This is a genomic window from Amycolatopsis sp. WAC 01416 (assembly GCF_003947485.1).
Classification (GTDB): Bacteria; Actinomycetota; Actinomycetes; order Mycobacteriales; family Pseudonocardiaceae; genus Amycolatopsis.
The window spans coordinates 12,509-30,821 of sequence record NZ_QHHX01000013.1 but is presented as its reverse complement, the minus strand read 5'-3'; the positions used below and the strand labels follow the sequence as shown (position 1 = coordinate 30,821).

Genomic DNA, 18,313 nt, shown 5'->3' with positions numbered 1-18,313 from the left:
TCAGCGCGTGATCTTCTTCGCGGCGTCGAGCAGTTGCGTCCAGCCCTCGTCCGCGGACTTGCCCTGTTCGACGGCCTGCAGTGCGGGGCTCGACGCGTTCTCCTGGATCTGGCCGTCACCGGGGCCCTTGTACTGCGGCTTGGCTACCTTCTTGGCCTGCTCGGCGAACAACTGGCCGATCTTGGCGCCACCGAAGTAGGCGTCGGTCTCGTTCAGCAGTGCCGGGTCCTCCAGCGCCTTGACCTGGCTGGGGAAGGTGCCCTTCGCCTGGAACGCCTTGATCTGCTGCTCGGGCGCGGTCAGCCAGGCGGCGAGTTCGGCCGCCTCCTTCGGGTGCTTCGACTGCGTGGGCACGGTCAGATACGAACCGCCCCAGTTCCCGCCGCCGCCGGGGAAGGCCGCGGTGACCGCCCACTTGCCGGCGTTCTCCGGGCCGGAGTGCTCCTCGATCACGCCGAGCATCCACGCGGGGCACACCTTCGTGGCGAAGGCGCCCTGTTTGAACCCCGAGTTCCACTCGTTGCTGAACGCGGTCAGCTTGGCCGACTGTCCTTTCGCGACGGCGCCGGTCACCTTGGTCCAGGCGTCCTTGATGCCCTGGTTGGATTCCACCGCGAGCTTGTCGTCGTTGCCGATGTAGCCATTGGGGAGCTGGTTGACCATGGCGTTGAAGTTCTGCGCGGCCGAGTCGAACCACGCCTTCCCGCCGGCCTTGGCGACGTACTGGTCGCCCGCGGCGAAGTAGCTGTCCCAGGTGGCGAACAGGGGTTTGACCGCTTCGGGGTCGGACGGCAGGCCCGCCGCCTCGAGCATGTCCTTGCGGTAGCACATCGCCAGCGGGCCGATGTCCGTGCCGTAGCCGATGACCTTGCCGTCCTTGGTCTTCGCCGCGTCGTACTTCCAGCCGAGCCAGCGGTCGGGGGAGGCCTCCGCCGGGCCGATCTTGGGCAGGTCGTTGAACTTCGAGCCCTTGTCGAGGACGTTCGACAGATGCCCTTCCTCGACGGCGGTGACGTCGGCGAGGCCGGAACCCGCCGCCAGTTTCGTGATCAGGTCCTGGTGGTACGGCCCGCCCTGGCCGGTCTTGCGGTGGGTGATCTTGATGTTCGGGTGCAGTCGTTCGTACTCGGGAATGAGCGCCTCGTAGCCGAACTCGGTGAACGTCGCCAGCGACAGCTCGACCTTCGCGTTCGGGTCCGACGCCGCGGGCGCCGCGCCGTCGTCACCGCCGCACGCCGCCAGTCCGAACGCCGTCATCGTGATACCCAGTGTCAGCACCAGGCCCTGGTGGATTCTTCTCACGTCTCTGTTACCCCTTGCCGGTGGGTGGGAACGCCGTCGCGTCTTGACCAGAAAATGGGAGCGCTCCCAGGATGCGCCGAGTTTGTCGGCAAGGTCCAGTCATGTCAAGGGCTTGTAATGAGAGCGTTTCCATCAGGGGAGCGCTCTCAGCGTTCCGGCCGTCGGAGATTAAGCTGTGGGTGTCCGGATGACGCTGAAGGGTGAAGGTGACGCGGGTGGGGCCTCGACCAGGGGAAGACGGCAGGCCGACGCTGGAAGACGTCGCCGCGTCCGCCGGGGTCAGCCGGTCGACGGCGTCCCGGGCGCTGAACGACGACGGCTACGTCAGCGCGCGCTCCCGCGAGCGGGTGCAGGCCGCGGCCCGCGAACTCGGCTACTCCCCGAACCAGGCGGCCAGATCCCTGGTGACCAGGCGGACCGGCGCGGTCGCGGTCGTGCTGTCGGAGCCGGAGGCGCGGCTGCTCGACGACCCGTACCGCACCGCGGTCATGCGCGCGGGCTACCGCGAACTCGCCGACATCGGCTGCCAGATGGTCTTGATCTTCAGTGACACCCGCGAGGACCTCGACCGCACGGTCCGGTTCCTCGACGGTGGGCACGTCGACGGCGTGCTGGTGTTCGCGCCACACCGCACCGACCCGTTGCCCAAGGCATTGCGGCAGTTGAGGATCCCGGTGGTGTACGGCGGGCAGGCGGCCGGGCTCAAACGCGGTGTCCACGTCGTCGACTTCGACAACGAGGGCGGCGCGAAGCTGGCTGTCGCGCATCTGGTCGAGGCCGGCCACCGCCGGATCGCCACGATCGCCGGTCCGCAGGACCAGAGCGCGGCGATCGACCGGCTCTCCGGCTGGCGCAAGACCCTGCTCGACGCCGGCCTCGACCCGGGGGACCTGGTCGAGGAGGGCGACTTCACCCTCACCGGTGGCGCGAAGGCGATGTCGAATCTGCTCGCGCGGCGCCCCGACCTCGACGCCGTCTTCGTGGCCAGCGACATGATGGCCCTCGGCGCGCTCCGCACCCTGCATTCCGCCGGACGGCGGATCCCCTCCGACGTCGCCGTCGTCAGCTTCGACGACAACGCGACCTTGGCGCCGGAGATGGACCCGCCGCTGACCTCGGTGCATCAGGACCCGCGCGAGCAGGTCCACGCGATGGTCGAGACCCTGCTGGCGCTGATGGACGACCGCGAGCTCAAGCCCCGGCAGCGGATACTGCCGGTGTCGCTCACTCGTCGCGCTTCGAGCTGAGCCCGCGTCATACCGGGGCGATACCTTCGAGCGTCGGTACGACCGGGGCGATCCTGCCGTCGCGGGTGAAGGTCAGCTTGTCGATGGTGGTTTCCCGATGCGTGCCGTCCCCGCCGGGGATGGCGAAGCGGTGATAGGCGATGTACCACTCGTCCTTGCCCGGCACCCGCACCATCGACGAGTGCCCGGTGCCCTTGATGCCCAGTTTGGTGTCCTTGGCGAGGATCAGCCCGCGGTCGGTGAACGGGCCGGTGGGGCCGCTCGCGGTGGCGTAGGCGACGCGGTAGTCCTCGCTGCGGGTGTCGTCGATCGACCAGCTCAGGTAGTAGGTGCCGTTCCGCTCCACCATGAAGAGCCCTTCGCGGAAACCGCCGAGCCCCGTGATCCGCTGGATCGCGGCGGGGTCGAAGGACACCATGTCGTCGTTCAAGGGCACGACATACGCTTCCCCGTTGCCCCAGTAGAGGTACGGCTTCCCCGAGCGATCGATGAAGACGGCCGGGTCGATCGCCTGGCCGCCGCCGGGGTTCTTCGCGATCAGGGGCTTGCCGGAGTCGACGAAAGGACCGGTCGGTGAGTCGCCGACCGCGACACCGATCTTGGCGTCGGCGCAGAAGTAGAAGTAGTACTTGCCGTTCCGTTCGGCCATCGTGGGCGCCCACGCGTTCTTGTCCGCCCAGTTGACGCCGGGACCGAGGTCGAGCGCGACGCCGTGGTCCGTCCAGTCGACGAGGTTCTTCGACGACCACGTCGAGAAGGTCGTGCCGCCCCAGCCAGGGAAGCCGTCAGTGGTGGGATACAGGTAGTAGGTGTCGCCGATCGCGACGATGTTCGGATCCGCGTTCAGCCCGGGGAGCACCGGGGTCCGGAACTCGCGGGCTTCGACGGTCCAGACCCGGACCTGCCCGCCCGGTGCGACGACGGTGTACTTCTTGGGGCGGCGAAGGTCGACCGGACGCCCGTCGCCGGGTTTGAGAGTCGCGCCCGGGGCAAGGCCGAACTTCGGGTTGAGCGCGCGCAGGTCGGTGCCGGGACGGACGGGGAGCACGACCGTGCCCGCGCCCGGGTCGATGACGGCCGGCGCCTTGAGGGCATCGAGGGAGACCGAGCGGATCAGCGTGCTGTTCGATGGCAGCCCGGCGACTTCGGTACCGGAGAGCGCGCGGTTGTAGAGCCGGACGTCCTTCATCTTGCCCTTGAACGTCTTGTCGGCCGAGTAGACCGACCGGCCGAGGTAGTTGGCCGCGGTGACCCCGCCGCCGAGGTCGGCCGGTCTGATGGTGACCTTGTCGTCGCGTGCCACTTCGACCCCGTCCAGATACAGAACGGCACTACCGCCGCCGACGGTGAGCGTGACGTTCTTCCACACCCCGCGGGGCAGGCCGCCGCTCGAGGCGGCTCCCTGTTCGGTGGTCCAGTCGCCGGTCGCGATCGCGCCCCGGAATCCGCCCGTCTCGGTCCCGCCGGTACCGAAGAGGTAGCCGTCTCCGGCGCCCGAGGGCCCGGTGTTGCCGAAACCGTAGAGGAAGTACGGCGTCTGCTGGCCGGGATCGACGAGGACGTCGGCGGACACAGTGGCCGCGGGCGCACCGTTCAGCAGGTTGTTCGGCAGTTGCACGTGACCGTTGACCCCGCCGAACTCCAGCGCGCCACCTGCCCACTTCACGTCACCGGCCAGTGCGCCGTCGTAACCGTGGCCGGAGCGGTCGGCGGCGGTCGAGCCGGTCTTGCCGTCGAGGGGCCAGTGCGCCACCAAGCCGTTCTTGTCCGCTTTGGCAGGGATGGGCGCTGCGGTCAGCCGGTCGAGTTCGGCCTGGGTGACCGGCAGGACGGTGCCGTGCCGGGGTGACGCGGGCAGCTTCGCCCCGGGCGACATGGTCCACTTCCCGGACGCGAGATCGGTCGTCTCGAACGGGACGTAGCCGCGGCCGCCGTACTCGTCGATGAACAGGTACCACTTGTTCTCGGTGTTGGACTTGAAGCCGGTCGGGCCCTCGCCGCGGGACAACCCCGGATCGCCCTTGCCGATGCACTCGGCGACGAAGTCGTAGGACGGGTCGAGCAGATCGGTCGACTTCTCCGCGGTGATGTACTTGCTGCACGGCGACGACGAGGTGGGATCGCGTTCGTCCTTGGTGAACCGGTAGTAGGTGCCCTTGTCCTGGATGACCGTCGAGTCGATCACGGAGTAACCCGGGTCGATCCACACCTTCGGCTTGCTGAAACCGACGAAGTCGCGCGTCGTGGCGTAGAGCATCCGGTTGTAGCTGGTGCCGGTGTGCGCCGGATCGTTTTCGGCGTACAGCTTCGAAGCCCAGTAGACGACGTAGGTTCCACGCTTGGCGTCCCAGAACGCTTCGGGCGCCCAGGTGTTGCCCGCGGTCGGCGGCGAGACCTCGACACTGCGCTGCCGGGACCAGGTGACCAGATCGGTGGACTCCCAGACCATGATCGAGCGGCTGCCCGTACGCTGCGCGGCGTCCCAGCCCCGGCCGTTGTGGATCTTGAGGTCGGTCGCGAGCAGGTAGAACTTGTCGCCGTCGGGGGAGCGGAGGATGAACGGATCGCGGACGCCGAGTTCGCCGAGGCTGGACCTGAGCGCCGGCCTGCCGTTGTTGAGCTCGGTCCAGTCCAGCGGATCGTTGCCCTTGCTGGCCGCGGTGTAGATCTGTTCGCCGTCCGGTGTGCCTTCGCCGGTGAAATAGAAGAAGCTGTAGCCCGCGAGGGCTTGCTGCGCCGGTTTCGGGGGAACCGTGGCGGTGAACCGCCGGGTCGCCGTGTCCCGTCCGCTCGTGACGGCCGCCGTGAGCGTGACCCTTTTCGTGGGTTGGCCGTCGGCTGGGCGAGTGACCTCTCCGGTCGGGGTGATGACGGCGGGATCCGAGGACTGCCAACGGATCGTGGTGCCGCCGGGTCCGGTGCCCGGAAGGGTGAGGTTGCCCCGGACGTCGTCGAGACCGGGGACGGCAAGGGTGTCCGCCGTGTCGCGCGCTCCGTTCGGGTCCACTGTGGACGCCGCCGTGGCCGGCGCGGTGGCTGTCGTGGTGAGCAATGCGACGGAAGTGAGAAGGACGCCGATTCGGCGTGGACGCAAGGGGATCATCGTTGAGTGCTCCCTTGACGGGGAATGTTAACGTTAACATCGAATTGTGCACGCTGACCGTAGAACGGCGGGCTCCGCGCGGTCAAGGGAGGTGTCGGTGCGGGTGGTCGTGAGTGGCGATTCGGGTTAGAACCCGAATCGCCACTCACGACCACCTGGCCCACCGTGTTTCCGTCGGCTCGGGTCGCGTGGTTCGCGGCCAGGTGCCCGTGACCCGACTGTGACTCGGCGAGACCTTGACCCTGTTCGTGTTATCGCTAACACTTGCGGCACTCGTCACCCGGCGAGGAGCGGCGACAGGAGACAGGCGATGGCACGCGAAAGCAGCGAGGGCGGCAACTCGGCCGTTTCCTCCGTGGGCAAGCAGGCCAGCCTCACCGATGTCGCCGCGCTCGCGGGTGTTTCGCATATGACGGTCTCGCGGGTCATCAACGGCACCGGGCCGGTGCGCGCCGAGACGCGCGTCCGGGTCAACGCCGCCATCGAGCGATTGGACTACCGGCCGAACTCGGTGGCCCGCGCGCTGGTCACCGGCCGGTCGGGCACGCTCGGCGTGGTCGCGTTGGAGGCCAACCTCTACGGCCCGGCCAGCACGCTGAGCGGGATCGAGCACGCCGCCCGCGAGGCGGGTTACGCGACGACCATAACGAGCATCAGCCGTCCCGGCCGGTCGTCCATCACCGACGCGGTGGAGCGGCTGCGGCGCCAGGCCGTCGAAGGCATCGTCGTGATCGCCCCGCACGTCACCGCCGGGCGTGCGCTGGAGGCCGCGCCCAATGACGTCCCGCTCGTCGCGGTCGGCGGCGGGAAGGAGGCGCCGGTGCCGGTGATCTCGGTGGACCAGTACGACGGCGCCCGCCGCGCGACCGAGCATCTGCTGGGCCTCGGGCACGAGACGGTCTGGCACGTGGCCGGGCCCGAAGACTGGCTGGAGGCGCTCGACCGTGAGCGCGGCTGGCGGGAAACCCTGCAGCGGCACGGCGCGCGGATCCCGCCGGTGGTGCGGGGCGACTGGAGCGCGCGGTCCGGGTATGCGGCGGGGCGGTCCCTCGTCGGCGAAAAGGGACTGGACGCGGTTTTCGTGGCCAACGACCAGATGGCCCTCGGCTTTCTTCGCGCCTGCACCGAGGCCGGCGTGAACGTACCGGGGGAGATGCGCATCGTCGGTTTCGACGACGTGCCCGAGGCGGCGTACTACACGCCGCCGCTGACGACGGTGCGCCAGGACTTCGTCGAAGTCGGCAGGCGCACGTTCGACCTTCTTCGTCGCCGGATGAACGGTGGCGAAGAACAAGCCCGTGACCTGGTGGTTCCCGAGTTGATCGTGCGGGAGAGCACCGGAATTTCGTGAAGCCGGAGCTGCCCTCGTTGGGCTTCCCGGTGGAGTGTTAACGCTAACTCAATTGATCAGTGCGGATCTAGGAGTAGATGTGGCGAGAAAATCGTGGACGGCGATAGTGGCGGCCGGACTGTTCGCGCTCACCGCGTGCGGTGGTGGCGGCGGAGCGGGTGGCGGCGGGGCCATCACCCTCGGTTTCGCGCAGGTCGGCGCGGAAAGCGGCTGGCGGACGGCGAACACCAAGTCGATCCAGGAGTCCGCGAAGACGGCCGGGATCGAGCTGAAGTTCTCCGACGCACAGCAGAAGCAGGAGAACCAGATCGCCGCGATCCGGTCCTACATCCAGCAGAAGGTCAAGGTGATCGCCTTCTCGCCGGTCGTGGAGTCCGGCTGGGACACCGTGCTCAAGGAGGCGAAGACGGCGAACATCCCGGTGATCCTGACCGACCGGGCCGTCGACTCGCCGGACAAGACGCTGTACAAGACCTTCCTCGGCTCGGACTTCGTCGCCGAAGGCAAGAAGGCCGGCGAGTGGCTGGCCAAGGAGTTCGGCTCGGCGACGGGCGACGTCAGCATCGTGGAACTGCAGGGCACCACCGGTTCCGCGCCGGCGAACGACCGCAAGAAGGGCTTCGCCGACGTCATCGCGTCGAACCCGAAGTTCAAGGTCGTCGCGTCGCAGACCGGTGAGTTCACCAGGGCCAAGGGCAAGGAGGTCATGGAGGCCTTCCTGAAGTCCCAGCCCAAGATCGACGTGCTGTACGCGCACAACGACGACATGGCCCTCGGCGCCATCGAAGCGATCGAGGCGGCAGGGAAGGTGCCCGGCAAGGACATCAAGATCGTCTCGGTCGACGGCGTCCGTGACGCCCTGCAGGCACTGGCCGACGGCAAGATCAACCACGTCGTCGAATGCAACCCGCTGCTCGGCCCGCAGCTGATGGACCTGGTGAAGAAGGTCGCCGCCGGTGAGCAGGTGCCCCCGCGCATCGAGACCACCGAGACCGAATTCGACCAGGCTGCCGCGAAGGCCGCGCTGCCGCAACGTCAGTACTGATCCCGATCCCGCGTCCCCCCGAGAACAAGGTCAGCGATGACAGAACCCCCTGCGATTCTGCGGATGAGTCACATCCGGAAGGAATTCCCCGGCGTGGTCGCCCTCGACGACGTCTCCTTCCGGATGTTCCCCGGCGAGGTGCACGCCCTCATGGGTGAGAACGGCGCCGGCAAGTCCACCCTGATCAAGGTGCTCACCGGCGTTCACGGGGTGGACGCGGGCACGATCGAACTCGACGGTTCCCCGGTCGCGTTCAGCGGTCCCGGAGAGGCACAGCGCTCCGGCGTGAGCACCGTCTACCAGGAAGTGAACCTCTGCCCGAACCTGTCGGTGGCGGAGAACATCTGCCTCGGCAAGGAGCCGCGACGGCGCGGCCGTATCGACTGGCGCGAGACGCGCCGCCGGGCGGCCGCGCTGCTGGCCAGGCTGGACGTCGAAGTGGACGTTTCGGCGGAGCTGGGCGGCTGTTCCATCGCGGTGCAGCAACTGGTCGCGATCGCCAGGGCGCTCGACGTCGACGCGCGGGTGCTCGTCCTCGACGAACCGACGTCCAGTTTGGACGCCGGCGAGGTCGAGCAGCTGCTGAACGTGGTGCGATCGCTGCGGGAGCAGGGGATGGCGATCCTGTTCGTCTCCCATTTCATCGAGCAGGTCTTCGCCGTCGCGGACCGGATGACGGTGCTGCGCAACGGGAAGCTGATCGGGGAATACCGCACCGAGGACATCACCCCGGTCGACCTGGTGACCAGGATGATCGGCAAGGAACTCGAGGCCCTCGAAGACATCGAGGACGCGGGGCACAGCCGTTCCGACCTGGCCGGGGCGCCGGTGTTCCTCGAAGCGGAGGACGTCGGCCGCAAGGGCGGCGTCGCGCCGTTCTCGCTCGACATCCGGGCGGGCGAGGTCGTCGGCTTGGCCGGGCTGCTCGGCTCCGGTCGCACCGAACTGGCCAGGCTGCTGTTCGGCGCCGATCACGCGGACGGCGGGTCGGTGCGGATCAACGGTGAGCCGGTGTCGCTGAAGAGTCCGCGGGCCGGTCTCGACCACCGCATCGCGTTCTGTTCGGAGAACCGCAAGACGGAGGGCCTCGTCGAGGAACTCACCGTGCGCGAGAACATCGTGCTCGCGTTGCAGGCCTCGCGGGGCTGGGCGCGGCCGATCCCGCGGCGGCGGCAGGACGAGATCGCCGAGCGCTACGTCAAAATGCTCGACATCCGGCCCGCCAACGCGGAAGCGAAGGTCGGCGACCTGAGCGGCGGCAACCAGCAAAAGGTGCTGCTCGCGCGGTGGCTGATCACCGAACCCCGGCTGCTGATCCTCGACGAGCCGACACGCGGTATCGACATCGGCGCCAAGACGGAGATCCAGCGGCTGGTCGCCCGGCTCTCGAGCGAGGGGATGGCCGTCGTGTTCATCTCCGCGGAACTCGAGGAGGTGCTGCGGTTGAGCCACCGGGTCCTCGTGCTGCGCGACCGCGCGGTGGTCGCCGTACTGGACAACGAAGCGCTGACCGCGGACCGCGTCATGGCGACGATGGCCGAAGGAGTCGCACGATGACCAAACATCGCTTGTTCTGGCCTGTCGCCGCGCTGCTGGCGCTGCTGCTCGGCGACCTCATCGCCCATCCGGCGTTCTTCGCGATCGAACTCCGCGACGGGCACCTTTACGGGAACCTGATCGACATCCTCAAGAACGGTGCCCCGCTGATCCTCATCGCGATCGGCATGACCTTGGTGGTGGCGACGCGGGGGATCGACCTCTCGGTCGGCGCGGTGGTCGCGATCAGCGGCGCGCTCGCCTGCCTGCACATCAGCGGACTCGGCGACCAGAACAGCCTCGGCGGGACGCTGGCCGCGGTCGGGATGGCGCTGGGGCTCGCCCTCGCTCTCGGCGTGTGGAACGGCTGGCTGGTGGCGGTCCTCGGCATCCAGCCGATCATCGCGACGCTGATCCTGATGGTCGCGGGCCGCGGCATCGCCCAGCTGATCACCGGCGGCCAGATCATCACCGTCAATTCGCATCCCTACGAATGGATCGGCAGCGGGTTCACCTTCGGCCTGCCCAGCGCGATCCTCATCGCGCTGGCCGTGTTCGCCATCGCCGCGGTGCTGGTCCGCCGGTCGGCGCTGGGGCTGCTGGTCGAGTCGGTGGGCGGCAACCCGGAGGCGGGCAGGCTCGCCGGGCTCCGATCGTCCCGGCTGATCTGGCTCACCTACGTCTTCTGCGCGCTCTGCGCCGGGATCGCCGGGCTGATGATCAGCGCGAACGTGCACAGCGCCGACGGCAACAACGCCGGGCAGTTCATCGAACTGGACGCAATCCTCGCCGTCGTCATCGGCGGGACGCTGTTGACCGGTGGCCGGTTCTCGCTCACCGGTTCGGTGATCGGCGCGCTGCTCATCCAGACCTTGACGACGACCGTGTACGCGCTCGGCATCGCGCCGCAGGCGATCATGCTGTTCAAGGCCGTGGTCGTGCTGGCGGTCTGCCTGCTGCAGTCGCCGGTGTTCCGCAAGAAGCTCGCCAGACGGCGGAAAGCGGCGCCGCCGCCTGCCGCCGTCCTGCCGGAGAAGGTGGAGGCCGGGGTATGACGACACTCGACCGCATCAAGGGCTATCGGCCGCGGCAACGACATCTGCCGATCCTGGCGACGATGGCGATGCTCGTCGGCGCGTACATCTACGGCGCGTCGAGCTACACGGCGTTCGGTTCCGGGCAGGTCGTGCTCGACCTGTTCATCAACAACGCCTTCCTGCTGGTCGTCGCCGTCGGCATGACGTTCGTGATCCTCACCGGCGGTATCGATCTGTCGGTGGGTTCGGTCGTGGCGCTGTCCACTGTGGTCTCCGCCGACCTCCTGCAGAACCAGGGCTGGCCGGTCTTCGCGGTGATCCCCGCGGTGCTCGCGATCGGCGCGGCGCTGGGCTTCGGGATGGGCGTGCTGATCCAGGTCTTCGAGATCCAGCCGTTCATCGCCACCCTGATCGGGATGTTCTTCGCCAGGGGGCTCTGCTACACGATCAGCACCCAGGCGTACTCGATCGACGACCCGACGGTCGCGAGCCTCGCGCAGACGCAGATCCCGCTCGGTGCGGAGCTGCACATCTCGATCGGCGTGGTCGTCGCGCTGGTCGTGGTCGCCGTCGCCGCGTATGTCCTTTACGGAACGCGGTTCGGCCGGACGGTTTACGCGATCGGCGGGAATCCGAAGTCGGCACTGCTGATGGGCCTGAACGTCGGCCGCACGCGGATCTCGGTCTACACGCTCAGCGGGTTCTGCTCGGCGCTCGGCGGCCTGCTCCTGGTGCTGTACAAGTCTTCCGGCGATCCGCTGAACGGCGTCGGGCTGGAACTGACCGCGATCGCGGCCGTCGTCATCGGGGGCACGTTGCTCACCGGCGGCTCCGGCTACGTCCTCGGAACGGTGCTCGGGATCATGGTGCTGGGCATCATCCAGACCCTCATCACCTTCGACGGCACGCTGAACTCCTGGTGGACCTCGATCATCACCGGTGCGCTGCTGTTCGCCTTCATCGTCCTGCAACGCCTCGTCGGCAGACGAGCCACGTGACTCGCGTGATCAAGGGCGTAACTCGCGTGATTGGAGCCGGATCAGCTGGAGACACGTGAGTTACGGCTCCAGACACGCGAGTTACGGCTTCAATCACGCGTGAGCGTGGTTTTCGACCAGAAATGTGAACGCTAACAATGCGGGAGAAGAAGTGAGTACAGGGGAGCCGCTGGTCGTCGGCGTCGACTTCGGGACGCTGTCCGGCCGGGCCGTCGTGGTCCGCGTCCGTGACGGCGCGGAGCTGGGCAGCGCGGTTTCGGAGTACCGCCACGGCGTGATCGACCGGATCCTGCCGCGGACCGGGCACGGTCTGCCGCCGGACTGGGCACTGCAGGTGCCGTCGGACTACATCGACGTCCTCCGCACCGCCGTGCCGGAAGCCCTCCGCGCCGCCGGCGCGGATCCCGCCGACGTGATCGGTATCGGCACCGACTTCACCGCTTGCACGATGGTGCCGACCACGGCCGACGGCACGCCGCTGTGTGAACTGCCCGAGTTCGCCGGGAATCCGCACGCCTACGTGAAGCTGTGGCGGCACCATTCCGCGCAGCCGCAGGCGGACCGGATCAACGCGCTGGCACGGAAGCGCGGCGAGTCCTGGCTCCCGCGCTACGGCGGGTTGATCTCCTCGGAGTGGGAGTTCGCCAAGGCGCTGGAGGTCTTCGAAGAGGCGCCCGAGGTCTACGACCGGATGCGGCACTGGGTCGAACTCGCCGACTGGATCGTCTGGCAGCTCACCGGGACCTACGTCCGCAACGCGTGCACCGCCGGATACAAGGGCATTCTCCAGGACGGCCACTACCCGAGCGCTGAGTTCCTGGAAGAGCTCGCGCCCGGCTTCGGGTCCTTCGTGGACCACAAGCTCGTCCATCCGCTGGCCGCTCTCGGCGCCAAGGCGGGAAGCCTGAGCGCCCAGGCGGCGGAATGGACCGGGTTGCCGGAAGGGATCGCGGTCGCCGTCGGCAACGTCGACGCGCATGTCACCGCGCCCGCCGTCCAGGCCGTGGAGCCGGGGCAGATGGTCGCGATCATGGGCACCTCCACCTGTCACGTGATGAACGGCGCCGAACTGCGCGAGGTGCCGGGGATGTGCGGCGTCGTCGACGGCGGGATCGTCGACGGGCAGTGGGGTTACGAGGCCGGGCAGAGCGGGGTCGGCGACATCTTCGCGTGGTTCGTCGAACACGGCGTGCCAGCATCCTATGTGGACGACGCCAGGGAAGCGGGGATCTCTGTCCACGAGCTGCTCACCCGGCTCGCCGCGACACAGGAGATCGGCGAGCACGGGCTGGTCGCGCTCGACTGGCACAGCGGGAACCGGTCGGTGCTGGTCGACCACGAACTGTCCGGCGTCGTCGTCGGGCAGACGCTCGCGACGCGGGCCGAGGACACCTATCGCGCGCTGCTGGAGGCGACCGCTTTCGGCACCAGGACCATCATCGAGACGTTCGACCGCGCCGGGGTGCCGGTCACCGAACTGATCGTCGCCGGAGGCCTGGTCAGGAACCCGCTGCTGATGCAGATCTACGCCGACGTCACGAATCTGCCGCTTTCGGTGGCCGGTTCGGCGCAGAGCCCCGCGCTGGGCTCGGCGATCCACGCCGCCGTCGCCGCCGGAGCGCATCCGGACGTGCCTGCCGCCGCGCTCGCGATGGGCTCGGTCCGCCGCGCGGTCCACCGGCCGATCGCCGAAAACGTGAAGGCCTACGACGACCTCTACGCCGAGTACGCCGCGCTGCACGACTACTTCGGCCGCGGGACCAACGACGTCATGCACCGGCTCGCCGCCCGCCGCCGTGCCGCCAGGAAAGGACAGCACCGATGAGCCTCGCCGTGGAGATCACGGACACCTTCGAAGAGCTGCGGGACACCGTCGCCCGGTTACACAGCGAGCTGACCCGCTACGAGCTGGTCATCTGGACCGCGGGCAACGTGTCGGCGCGCGTCCCCGGGCACGACCTGATGGTGATCAAACCGTCCGGGGTGTCCTACGGCGACCTGACCGCCGACACCATGGTCGTCACCGACCTGTACGGCGAAGTCGTCCACGGCGATCTGGCGCCGTCTTCGGACACGGCCGCGCACGCCTACGTCTACCGGCACATGCCCGAGGTCGGCGGAGTCGTCCACACGCATTCGACGTACGCCACCGCGTGGGCGGCGCGCGGGGAACCGATCCCTTGCGTGCTCACGATGATCGCCGACGAGTTCGGCGGGGAGATCCCGGTCGGGCCGTTCGCGCTGATCGGCGACGACTCGATCGGCCGGGGCATCGTCGAGACCCTGCGGTCCAGCCGGTCGCCCGCGGTGCTGATGCGCAACCACGGCCCGTTCACCGTCGGCCGCACCGCACGGGACGCGGTCAAGGCCGCGGTGATGGTCGAAGACGTCGCGAAGACCGTCCACATCGCTTCCGCGCTGGGAACGCCGGAACCACTGTCCGAACAGGACGTGGACCGGCTCTATGCGCGCTACCAGAACGTCTACGGTCAGCAGGGAGAGAAGTGAGCACACAGCGGAAGACCGAGGTCTGGTTCCTCACCGGGAGCCAGGCGCTGTACGGCGAGGAAACCCTCGAACAGGTCGCGGGTCAGTCGTTGCAGATCCAGCGGATGCTGGCCGACACCGGCCGGATCTCGGCCGGGATCGTCGCGAAGCCGGTGCTGACCGAGCCGTCGGCGATCCGGCGCGTGATGCTCGAGGCGAACGCGGACGACGCCTGTGTCGGCGTGATCGCGTGGATGCACACGTTCTCGCCGGCGAAGATGTGGATCACCGGCCTCGACGCGCTGCGGAAACCCTTGCTGCATCTGCACACCCAGCTCAACGAGGCACTGCCGTGGCAGTCCATCGACATGGACTTCATGAACCTGAACCAGGCCGCGCACGGCGATCGCGAGTTCGGCTACATCCAGACCCGGCTCGGTGTGCCGCGCAAGACCATCGCCGGGCACGCGGCGGATCCGTCGGTCGCCGACCGGATCGACGCCTGGATCCGGGCGTCGGTCGGCCGCCAGACGATCGGCTCGCTCAAACTCGCCCGGTTCGGCGACAACATGCGCGACGTCGCGGTCACCGACGGGGACAAGGTCGAGGCGGAGCTGAAGTTCGGCGTCTCGGTGAACACCTACGGCGTCAACGAACTCGTCGCGCTGGTCGACGCGGTGCCCGACGCCGAGGTCGACACGCTCGTCGAGGAGTACGCCGACTCGTACGCGCTCGCTCCGGAGCTGACCAAGGCGGGCGAGCGGCACGAGTCGCTGCGCTACGCGGCCCGGATCGAGCAGGGGCTTCGCACGTTCCTGACGAACGGCGGTTTCGGCGCGTTCACCACGAACTTCGAGGATCTCGGCGGCCTGCGCCAGCTCCCGGGTCTCGCGGTGCAACGCCTGATGGCCGACGGCTACGGCTTCGGCGGCGAGGGGGACTGGAAGACGTCCGCGCTGCTGACCGCGGTGAAGGCGATGGGCCGCGACTCCGAGCGCGGGACGTCGTTCATGGAGGATTACACCTACCACTTCGGTCCCGGTGAACCGAAGATCCTCGGCGCGCACATGCTCGAGGTCTGCCCGAGCATCGCCGCCGCCAAGCCTTCATGCGAGATCCACCCGCTCGGGATCGGCGGCCGCGAGGATCCCGTCCGGCTGGTGTTCGACGCCGCCGCCGGTGACGCCGTCGTGATCGGCCTCGCCGACCTCGGCGACCGGTTTCGCCTGGTGGCCAACGAAGTCGAGGTCGTCGCGCCGGACGAGCCGCTGCCGAATCTGCCGGTCGCGCGCGCGGTGTGGAAGCCGTCGCCGTCGCTGGCGACGTCCGCCGAGGCCTGGATCACCGCGGGCGGACCGCACCACACGGTGCTCACGCAGGCCGTCGGCGCCGAATCGATCCGGGATTTCGCCACCATGCTCGACGTCGAGCTGCTGGTGATCGACCAGGCGACGACACCCGCTTCGATCGCCGACCGGATGCGCTGGAACCAGGCCTATTACCGGCTCGCACAAGGATTCTGATCGGTCCCCACCGGAGAGAAGGAACAATGAAGTTCACGAAACTGGCCACAGTGGCCGTGGCGGTCGGCCTCGGTGCCGCGCTCACGGCCTGCGGTTCGAGTGAGAAGTCCGTCGATCAGCAGGCGGCCGCGAGCGGTGCCGCCGGCGGCCTCGTCGGCGTCACCATGCCGACCAAATCGTCGGAGCGCTGGATCCATGACGGCGACAACATCAAGGCGGCGCTGGAGAAGCTCGGCTACCAGGTCGACCTGCAGTACGCAGAGGACGACATCCCCACCCAGGTGAACCAGATCGAGAACCAGATCACCAAGGGCGCGAAGCTGCTCGTGATCGCCTCGATCGACGGCACCGCGATCACCACCCAGCTGCAGGAGGCCGCGGACAAGAAGATCCCGGTCATCGCCTACGACCGGCTGATCCGCAACACCCCCAACGTCGATTACTACGCGACCTTCGACAACTTCAAGGTCGGTGTGCAGCAGGCGACGTCGCTGCTCACCGGGCTCAAGGTGCTCAAGGAGGACGGTTCGCCCGGTGAGGGCAAGGGACCGTTCAACGTCGAACTCTTCGCCGGTTCGCCGGACGACAACAACGCGACGTTCTTCTTCAACGGTGCCATGTCGGTGCTGAAGCCCTACCTCGACAACGGGACGCTGGTCGTCAAGAGCGGCCAGACCGCGTTCAACGTCGCGGCGATCCTGCGCTGGCAGGCGGCGACCGCGCAGCGGCGGATGGAAGACCTGCTGACCAAGACCTACAGCTCCGGCGACAAGGTGCAGGGCGTGCTCTCGCCGTACGACGGCCTCTCCATCGGCATCCTGTCGGCGCTGAAGAGCAACGGCTACGGCACCCCGGGCCAGCCGTATCCCGTGGTCACCGGCCAGGACGCCGAGGTCGCGTCGGTGAAGTCCATCATCGCCGGCGAGCAGTACTCGACGATCTTCAAGGACACCCGCAAACTCGCCGAGACCACGGTCAAGATGGCCGACGCGGTGCTCAAGGGCGGCAAGGCCGAGACGAACAACACGACGGACTACAACAACGGCCAGAAGGTCGTCCCGGCGTTCCTGCTGGAGTCGGTGATCCTCAACAAGGGGAACTACCAGAAGGAACTCATCGACTCGGGCTACTACAAAGCGGAACAGCTGAGGTAGCGACGTGACCGACGAAATCCTTCGGATGCGGGGGATCACCAAGACCTTCCCCGGCGTCAAGGCGCTGCAGGACGTGAACCTGTCGGTGCGCAGGGGAGAGATCCACGCGATCTGCGGCGAGAACGGCGCGGGCAAGTCCACGCTGATGAAGGTGCTCTCGGGTGTCTACGCGCACGGCTCGTACGACGGCGAGATCGTCTTCGACGGCGAGCCGTGCGCGTTCTCCGCGATCCGCGACAGCGAACGCCGCGGCATCGTGATCATCCACCAGGAACTCGCGCTGTGCCAGCAACTGTCCATCGCGGAGAACATCTTCCTCGGCAACGAGAAGGCGCGCGGCGGGCTGATCGACTGGAACAGGACCAACCAACAGGCCGGCGAACTGCTGCGGCGCGTCGGCCTGCGGGAGAACCCGGTGACGCCGGTGCTCGACATCGGTGTCGGCAAACAGCAGCTCGTCGAGATCGCCAAGGCACTGTCCAAAGAGGTCAAACTGTTGATCCTCGACGAGCCGACGGCGGCGCTGAACGACGACGATTCGGCTCATCTGCTCGAACTGCTGCGCGGCCTGCGCGACGACGGCGTCACCTGCGTCCTGATCTCGCACAAGCTCAACGAGATCGCCGCGATCGCCGACTCGATCACCATCCTGCGCGACGGCAGGACGATCGAAACACTGGACGCGGCCGCGGTCACCGAGGACCGGATCATCGCCGGGATGGTCGGCCGGAAACTGGAGAACCGGTTCCCGCCGAGGGAACCGCGGATCGGTGACGAGGTCCTCCGGATCGAGGACTGGACCGTGCACAGTCCGACGCAGCACGGCCGCGTCGTCGTGGACGGCGCGAGCCTGACGTTGCGCCGCGGCGAGATCGTCGGGTTGGCCGGACTGATGGGCGCCGGGCGGACCGAACTCGCGATGAGCGTGTTCGGCCGTTCGTACGGCAAGGACATCTCCGGACGGCTGGTCAAGGACGGCAAGGAGATCGAGGTGCGCACGGTCGGCGACGCCGTCGCCAACGGGATCGCGTACGCCACCGAGGACCGCAAACGCTACGGACTCAACCTCATCGAGGACATCCAGCGCAACATCTCGGGCGCCGCGCTGGGCAAACTCGCCCGGCGCGGCTGGGTGGACGAGAACGAAGAACACCGGGTCGCCGAAGAATTCCGCAAGAGCATGAACATCAAGGCACCGGACGTGCGCAGCGTGACCGGCACGCTCTCCGGCGGAAACCAGCAGAAGGTCGTGCTGTCCAAATGGATCCTCACCGATCCGGACGTGCTGATCCTCGACGAGCCAACCCGCGGCATCGACGTCGGCGCGAAGTACGAGATCTACACGATCATCAACCGGCTCGCCGACGAGGGGAAGGCCGTCCTGGTCATCTCGTCCGAGCTGCCGGAACTACTCGGTCTGTGCGACCGGATCTACACGTTGTCGGCGGGCCGGATCACCGGCGAGGTCGGCCGGGCCGAGGCCACCCAAGAGGTCCTCATGCGGGCGATGACCAGGGAACAGGAGTAAGA

Annotated in this window: 13 protein-coding genes; 11 read left to right on the top strand and 2 right to left on the bottom strand. The window is 67.9% G+C overall.

The window, feature by feature from the left end; genetic code table 11:
* Positions 1-1,302, bottom strand: coding sequence for an extracellular solute-binding protein (locus tag DL990_RS36545; RefSeq protein WP_125782760.1), 1,302 nt, complete (start codon positions 1,300-1,302; stop codon positions 1-3).
* A 200-nt stretch (positions 1,303-1,502) separates the two neighbouring features.
* Here DL990_RS36545 and DL990_RS36540 point away from each other — a divergent pair, with 200 nt between their 5' ends.
* Positions 1,503-2,549, top strand: coding sequence for a LacI family DNA-binding transcriptional regulator (locus tag DL990_RS36540; protein WP_199746746.1), 1,047 nt, complete (start codon positions 1,503-1,505; stop codon positions 2,547-2,549).
* Positions 2,550-2,556: 7 nt separating this feature from the next.
* Here the strand turns inward: DL990_RS36540 and DL990_RS36535 are convergent, their stop codons facing one another.
* Positions 2,557-5,652, bottom strand: coding sequence for a family 43 glycosylhydrolase (locus tag DL990_RS36535; RefSeq protein ID WP_125801434.1), 3,096 nt, complete (start codon positions 5,650-5,652; stop codon positions 2,557-2,559).
* Positions 5,653-5,962: 310 nt separating this feature from the next.
* Between DL990_RS36535 and DL990_RS36530 the strand changes: the two genes are divergently transcribed.
* The 10 genes from DL990_RS36530 to mmsA all read left to right on the top strand — a co-directional run bounded on the left by DL990_RS36530 (position 5,963) and on the right by mmsA (position 18,311).
* Entirely contained in the window at positions 5,963-7,003 is a 1,041-nt protein-coding gene (locus DL990_RS36530; RefSeq protein WP_125782764.1) for a LacI family DNA-binding transcriptional regulator, read from the top strand.
* Between the two features lie 79 nt (positions 7,004-7,082).
* Positions 7,083-8,048, top strand: a complete 966-nt coding sequence (locus tag DL990_RS36525; RefSeq protein ID WP_199746745.1) for an ABC transporter substrate-binding protein — start codon at positions 7,083-7,085, stop codon at positions 8,046-8,048.
* A 63-nt stretch (positions 8,049-8,111) separates the two neighbouring features.
* Complete coding sequence (locus DL990_RS36520) at positions 8,112-9,605, top strand: sugar ABC transporter ATP-binding protein (RefSeq protein ID WP_233620678.1); 1,494 nt, start codon at positions 8,112-8,114, stop codon at positions 9,603-9,605.
* On the top strand, positions 9,602-10,639 hold the full coding sequence (locus DL990_RS36515; protein ID WP_125782768.1) for an ABC transporter permease: 1,038 nt from the start codon (positions 9,602-9,604) through the stop codon (positions 10,637-10,639). Before DL990_RS36520 ends, DL990_RS36515 begins: the two co-directional genes overlap by 4 nt.
* Positions 10,636-11,619, top strand: a complete 984-nt coding sequence (gene yjfF / locus DL990_RS36510; protein ID WP_125782770.1) for a galactofuranose ABC transporter, permease protein YjfF — start codon at positions 10,636-10,638, stop codon at positions 11,617-11,619. The genes DL990_RS36515 and yjfF overlap by 4 nt, the downstream gene beginning before the upstream one ends.
* A 151-nt stretch (positions 11,620-11,770) precedes the next feature.
* The gene (gene araB / locus DL990_RS36505) at positions 11,771-13,444 is read left to right on the top strand and encodes a ribulokinase (protein ID WP_125801432.1); all 1,674 of its coding nucleotides are present in this window, start codon (positions 11,771-11,773) and stop codon (positions 13,442-13,444) included.
* A complete protein-coding gene (locus DL990_RS36500) occupies positions 13,441-14,127 on the top strand; it encodes an L-ribulose-5-phosphate 4-epimerase (protein WP_125782774.1) in 687 nt (228 codons plus the stop codon). Before araB ends, DL990_RS36500 begins: the two co-directional genes overlap by 4 nt.
* Positions 14,124-15,629: an L-arabinose isomerase gene (araA, locus tag DL990_RS36495; protein WP_125782776.1), complete on the top strand. Its 1,506-nt coding sequence runs from the start codon at positions 14,124-14,126 to the stop codon at positions 15,627-15,629. The genes DL990_RS36500 and araA overlap by 4 nt, the downstream gene beginning before the upstream one ends.
* Before the next feature lie 26 nt (positions 15,630-15,655).
* Positions 15,656-16,783: a multiple monosaccharide ABC transporter substrate-binding protein gene (gene chvE / locus DL990_RS36490; RefSeq protein ID WP_125782777.1), complete on the top strand. Its 1,128-nt coding sequence runs from the start codon at positions 15,656-15,658 to the stop codon at positions 16,781-16,783.
* A 4-nt stretch (positions 16,784-16,787) separates the two neighbouring features.
* Positions 16,788-18,311 carry a multiple monosaccharide ABC transporter ATP-binding protein gene (gene mmsA / locus DL990_RS36485; protein ID WP_199746744.1) on the top strand — a complete coding sequence of 508 codons (1,524 nt, stop codon included), beginning with the start codon at positions 16,788-16,790 and terminating at the stop codon, positions 18,309-18,311.
* Positions 18,312-18,313: the final 2 nt, after the last annotated feature.

Bases quoted from the DNA above. Each gene is read 5' to 3' on its own strand.
- DL990_RS36535 (WP_125801434.1), bottom strand. From the start codon at position 5,652: ATGATCCCCTTGCGTCCACGCCGAATCGGCGTCCTTCTCACTTCCGTC.
- DL990_RS36530 (WP_125782764.1), top strand. From the start codon at position 5,963: ATGGCACGCGAAAGCAGCGAGGGCGGCAACTCGGCCGTTTCCTCCGTG.
- DL990_RS36520 (WP_233620678.1), top strand. From the start codon at position 8,112: ATGAGTCACATCCGGAAGGAATTCCCCGGCGTGGTCGCCCTCGACGAC.
- DL990_RS36515 (WP_125782768.1), top strand. From the start codon at position 9,602: ATGACCAAACATCGCTTGTTCTGGCCTGTCGCCGCGCTGCTGGCGCTG.
- yjfF (WP_125782770.1), top strand. From the start codon at position 10,636: ATGACGACACTCGACCGCATCAAGGGCTATCGGCCGCGGCAACGACAT.
- DL990_RS36500 (WP_125782774.1), top strand. From the start codon at position 13,441: ATGAGCCTCGCCGTGGAGATCACGGACACCTTCGAAGAGCTGCGGGAC.
- chvE (WP_125782777.1), top strand. From the start codon at position 15,656: ATGAAGTTCACGAAACTGGCCACAGTGGCCGTGGCGGTCGGCCTCGGT.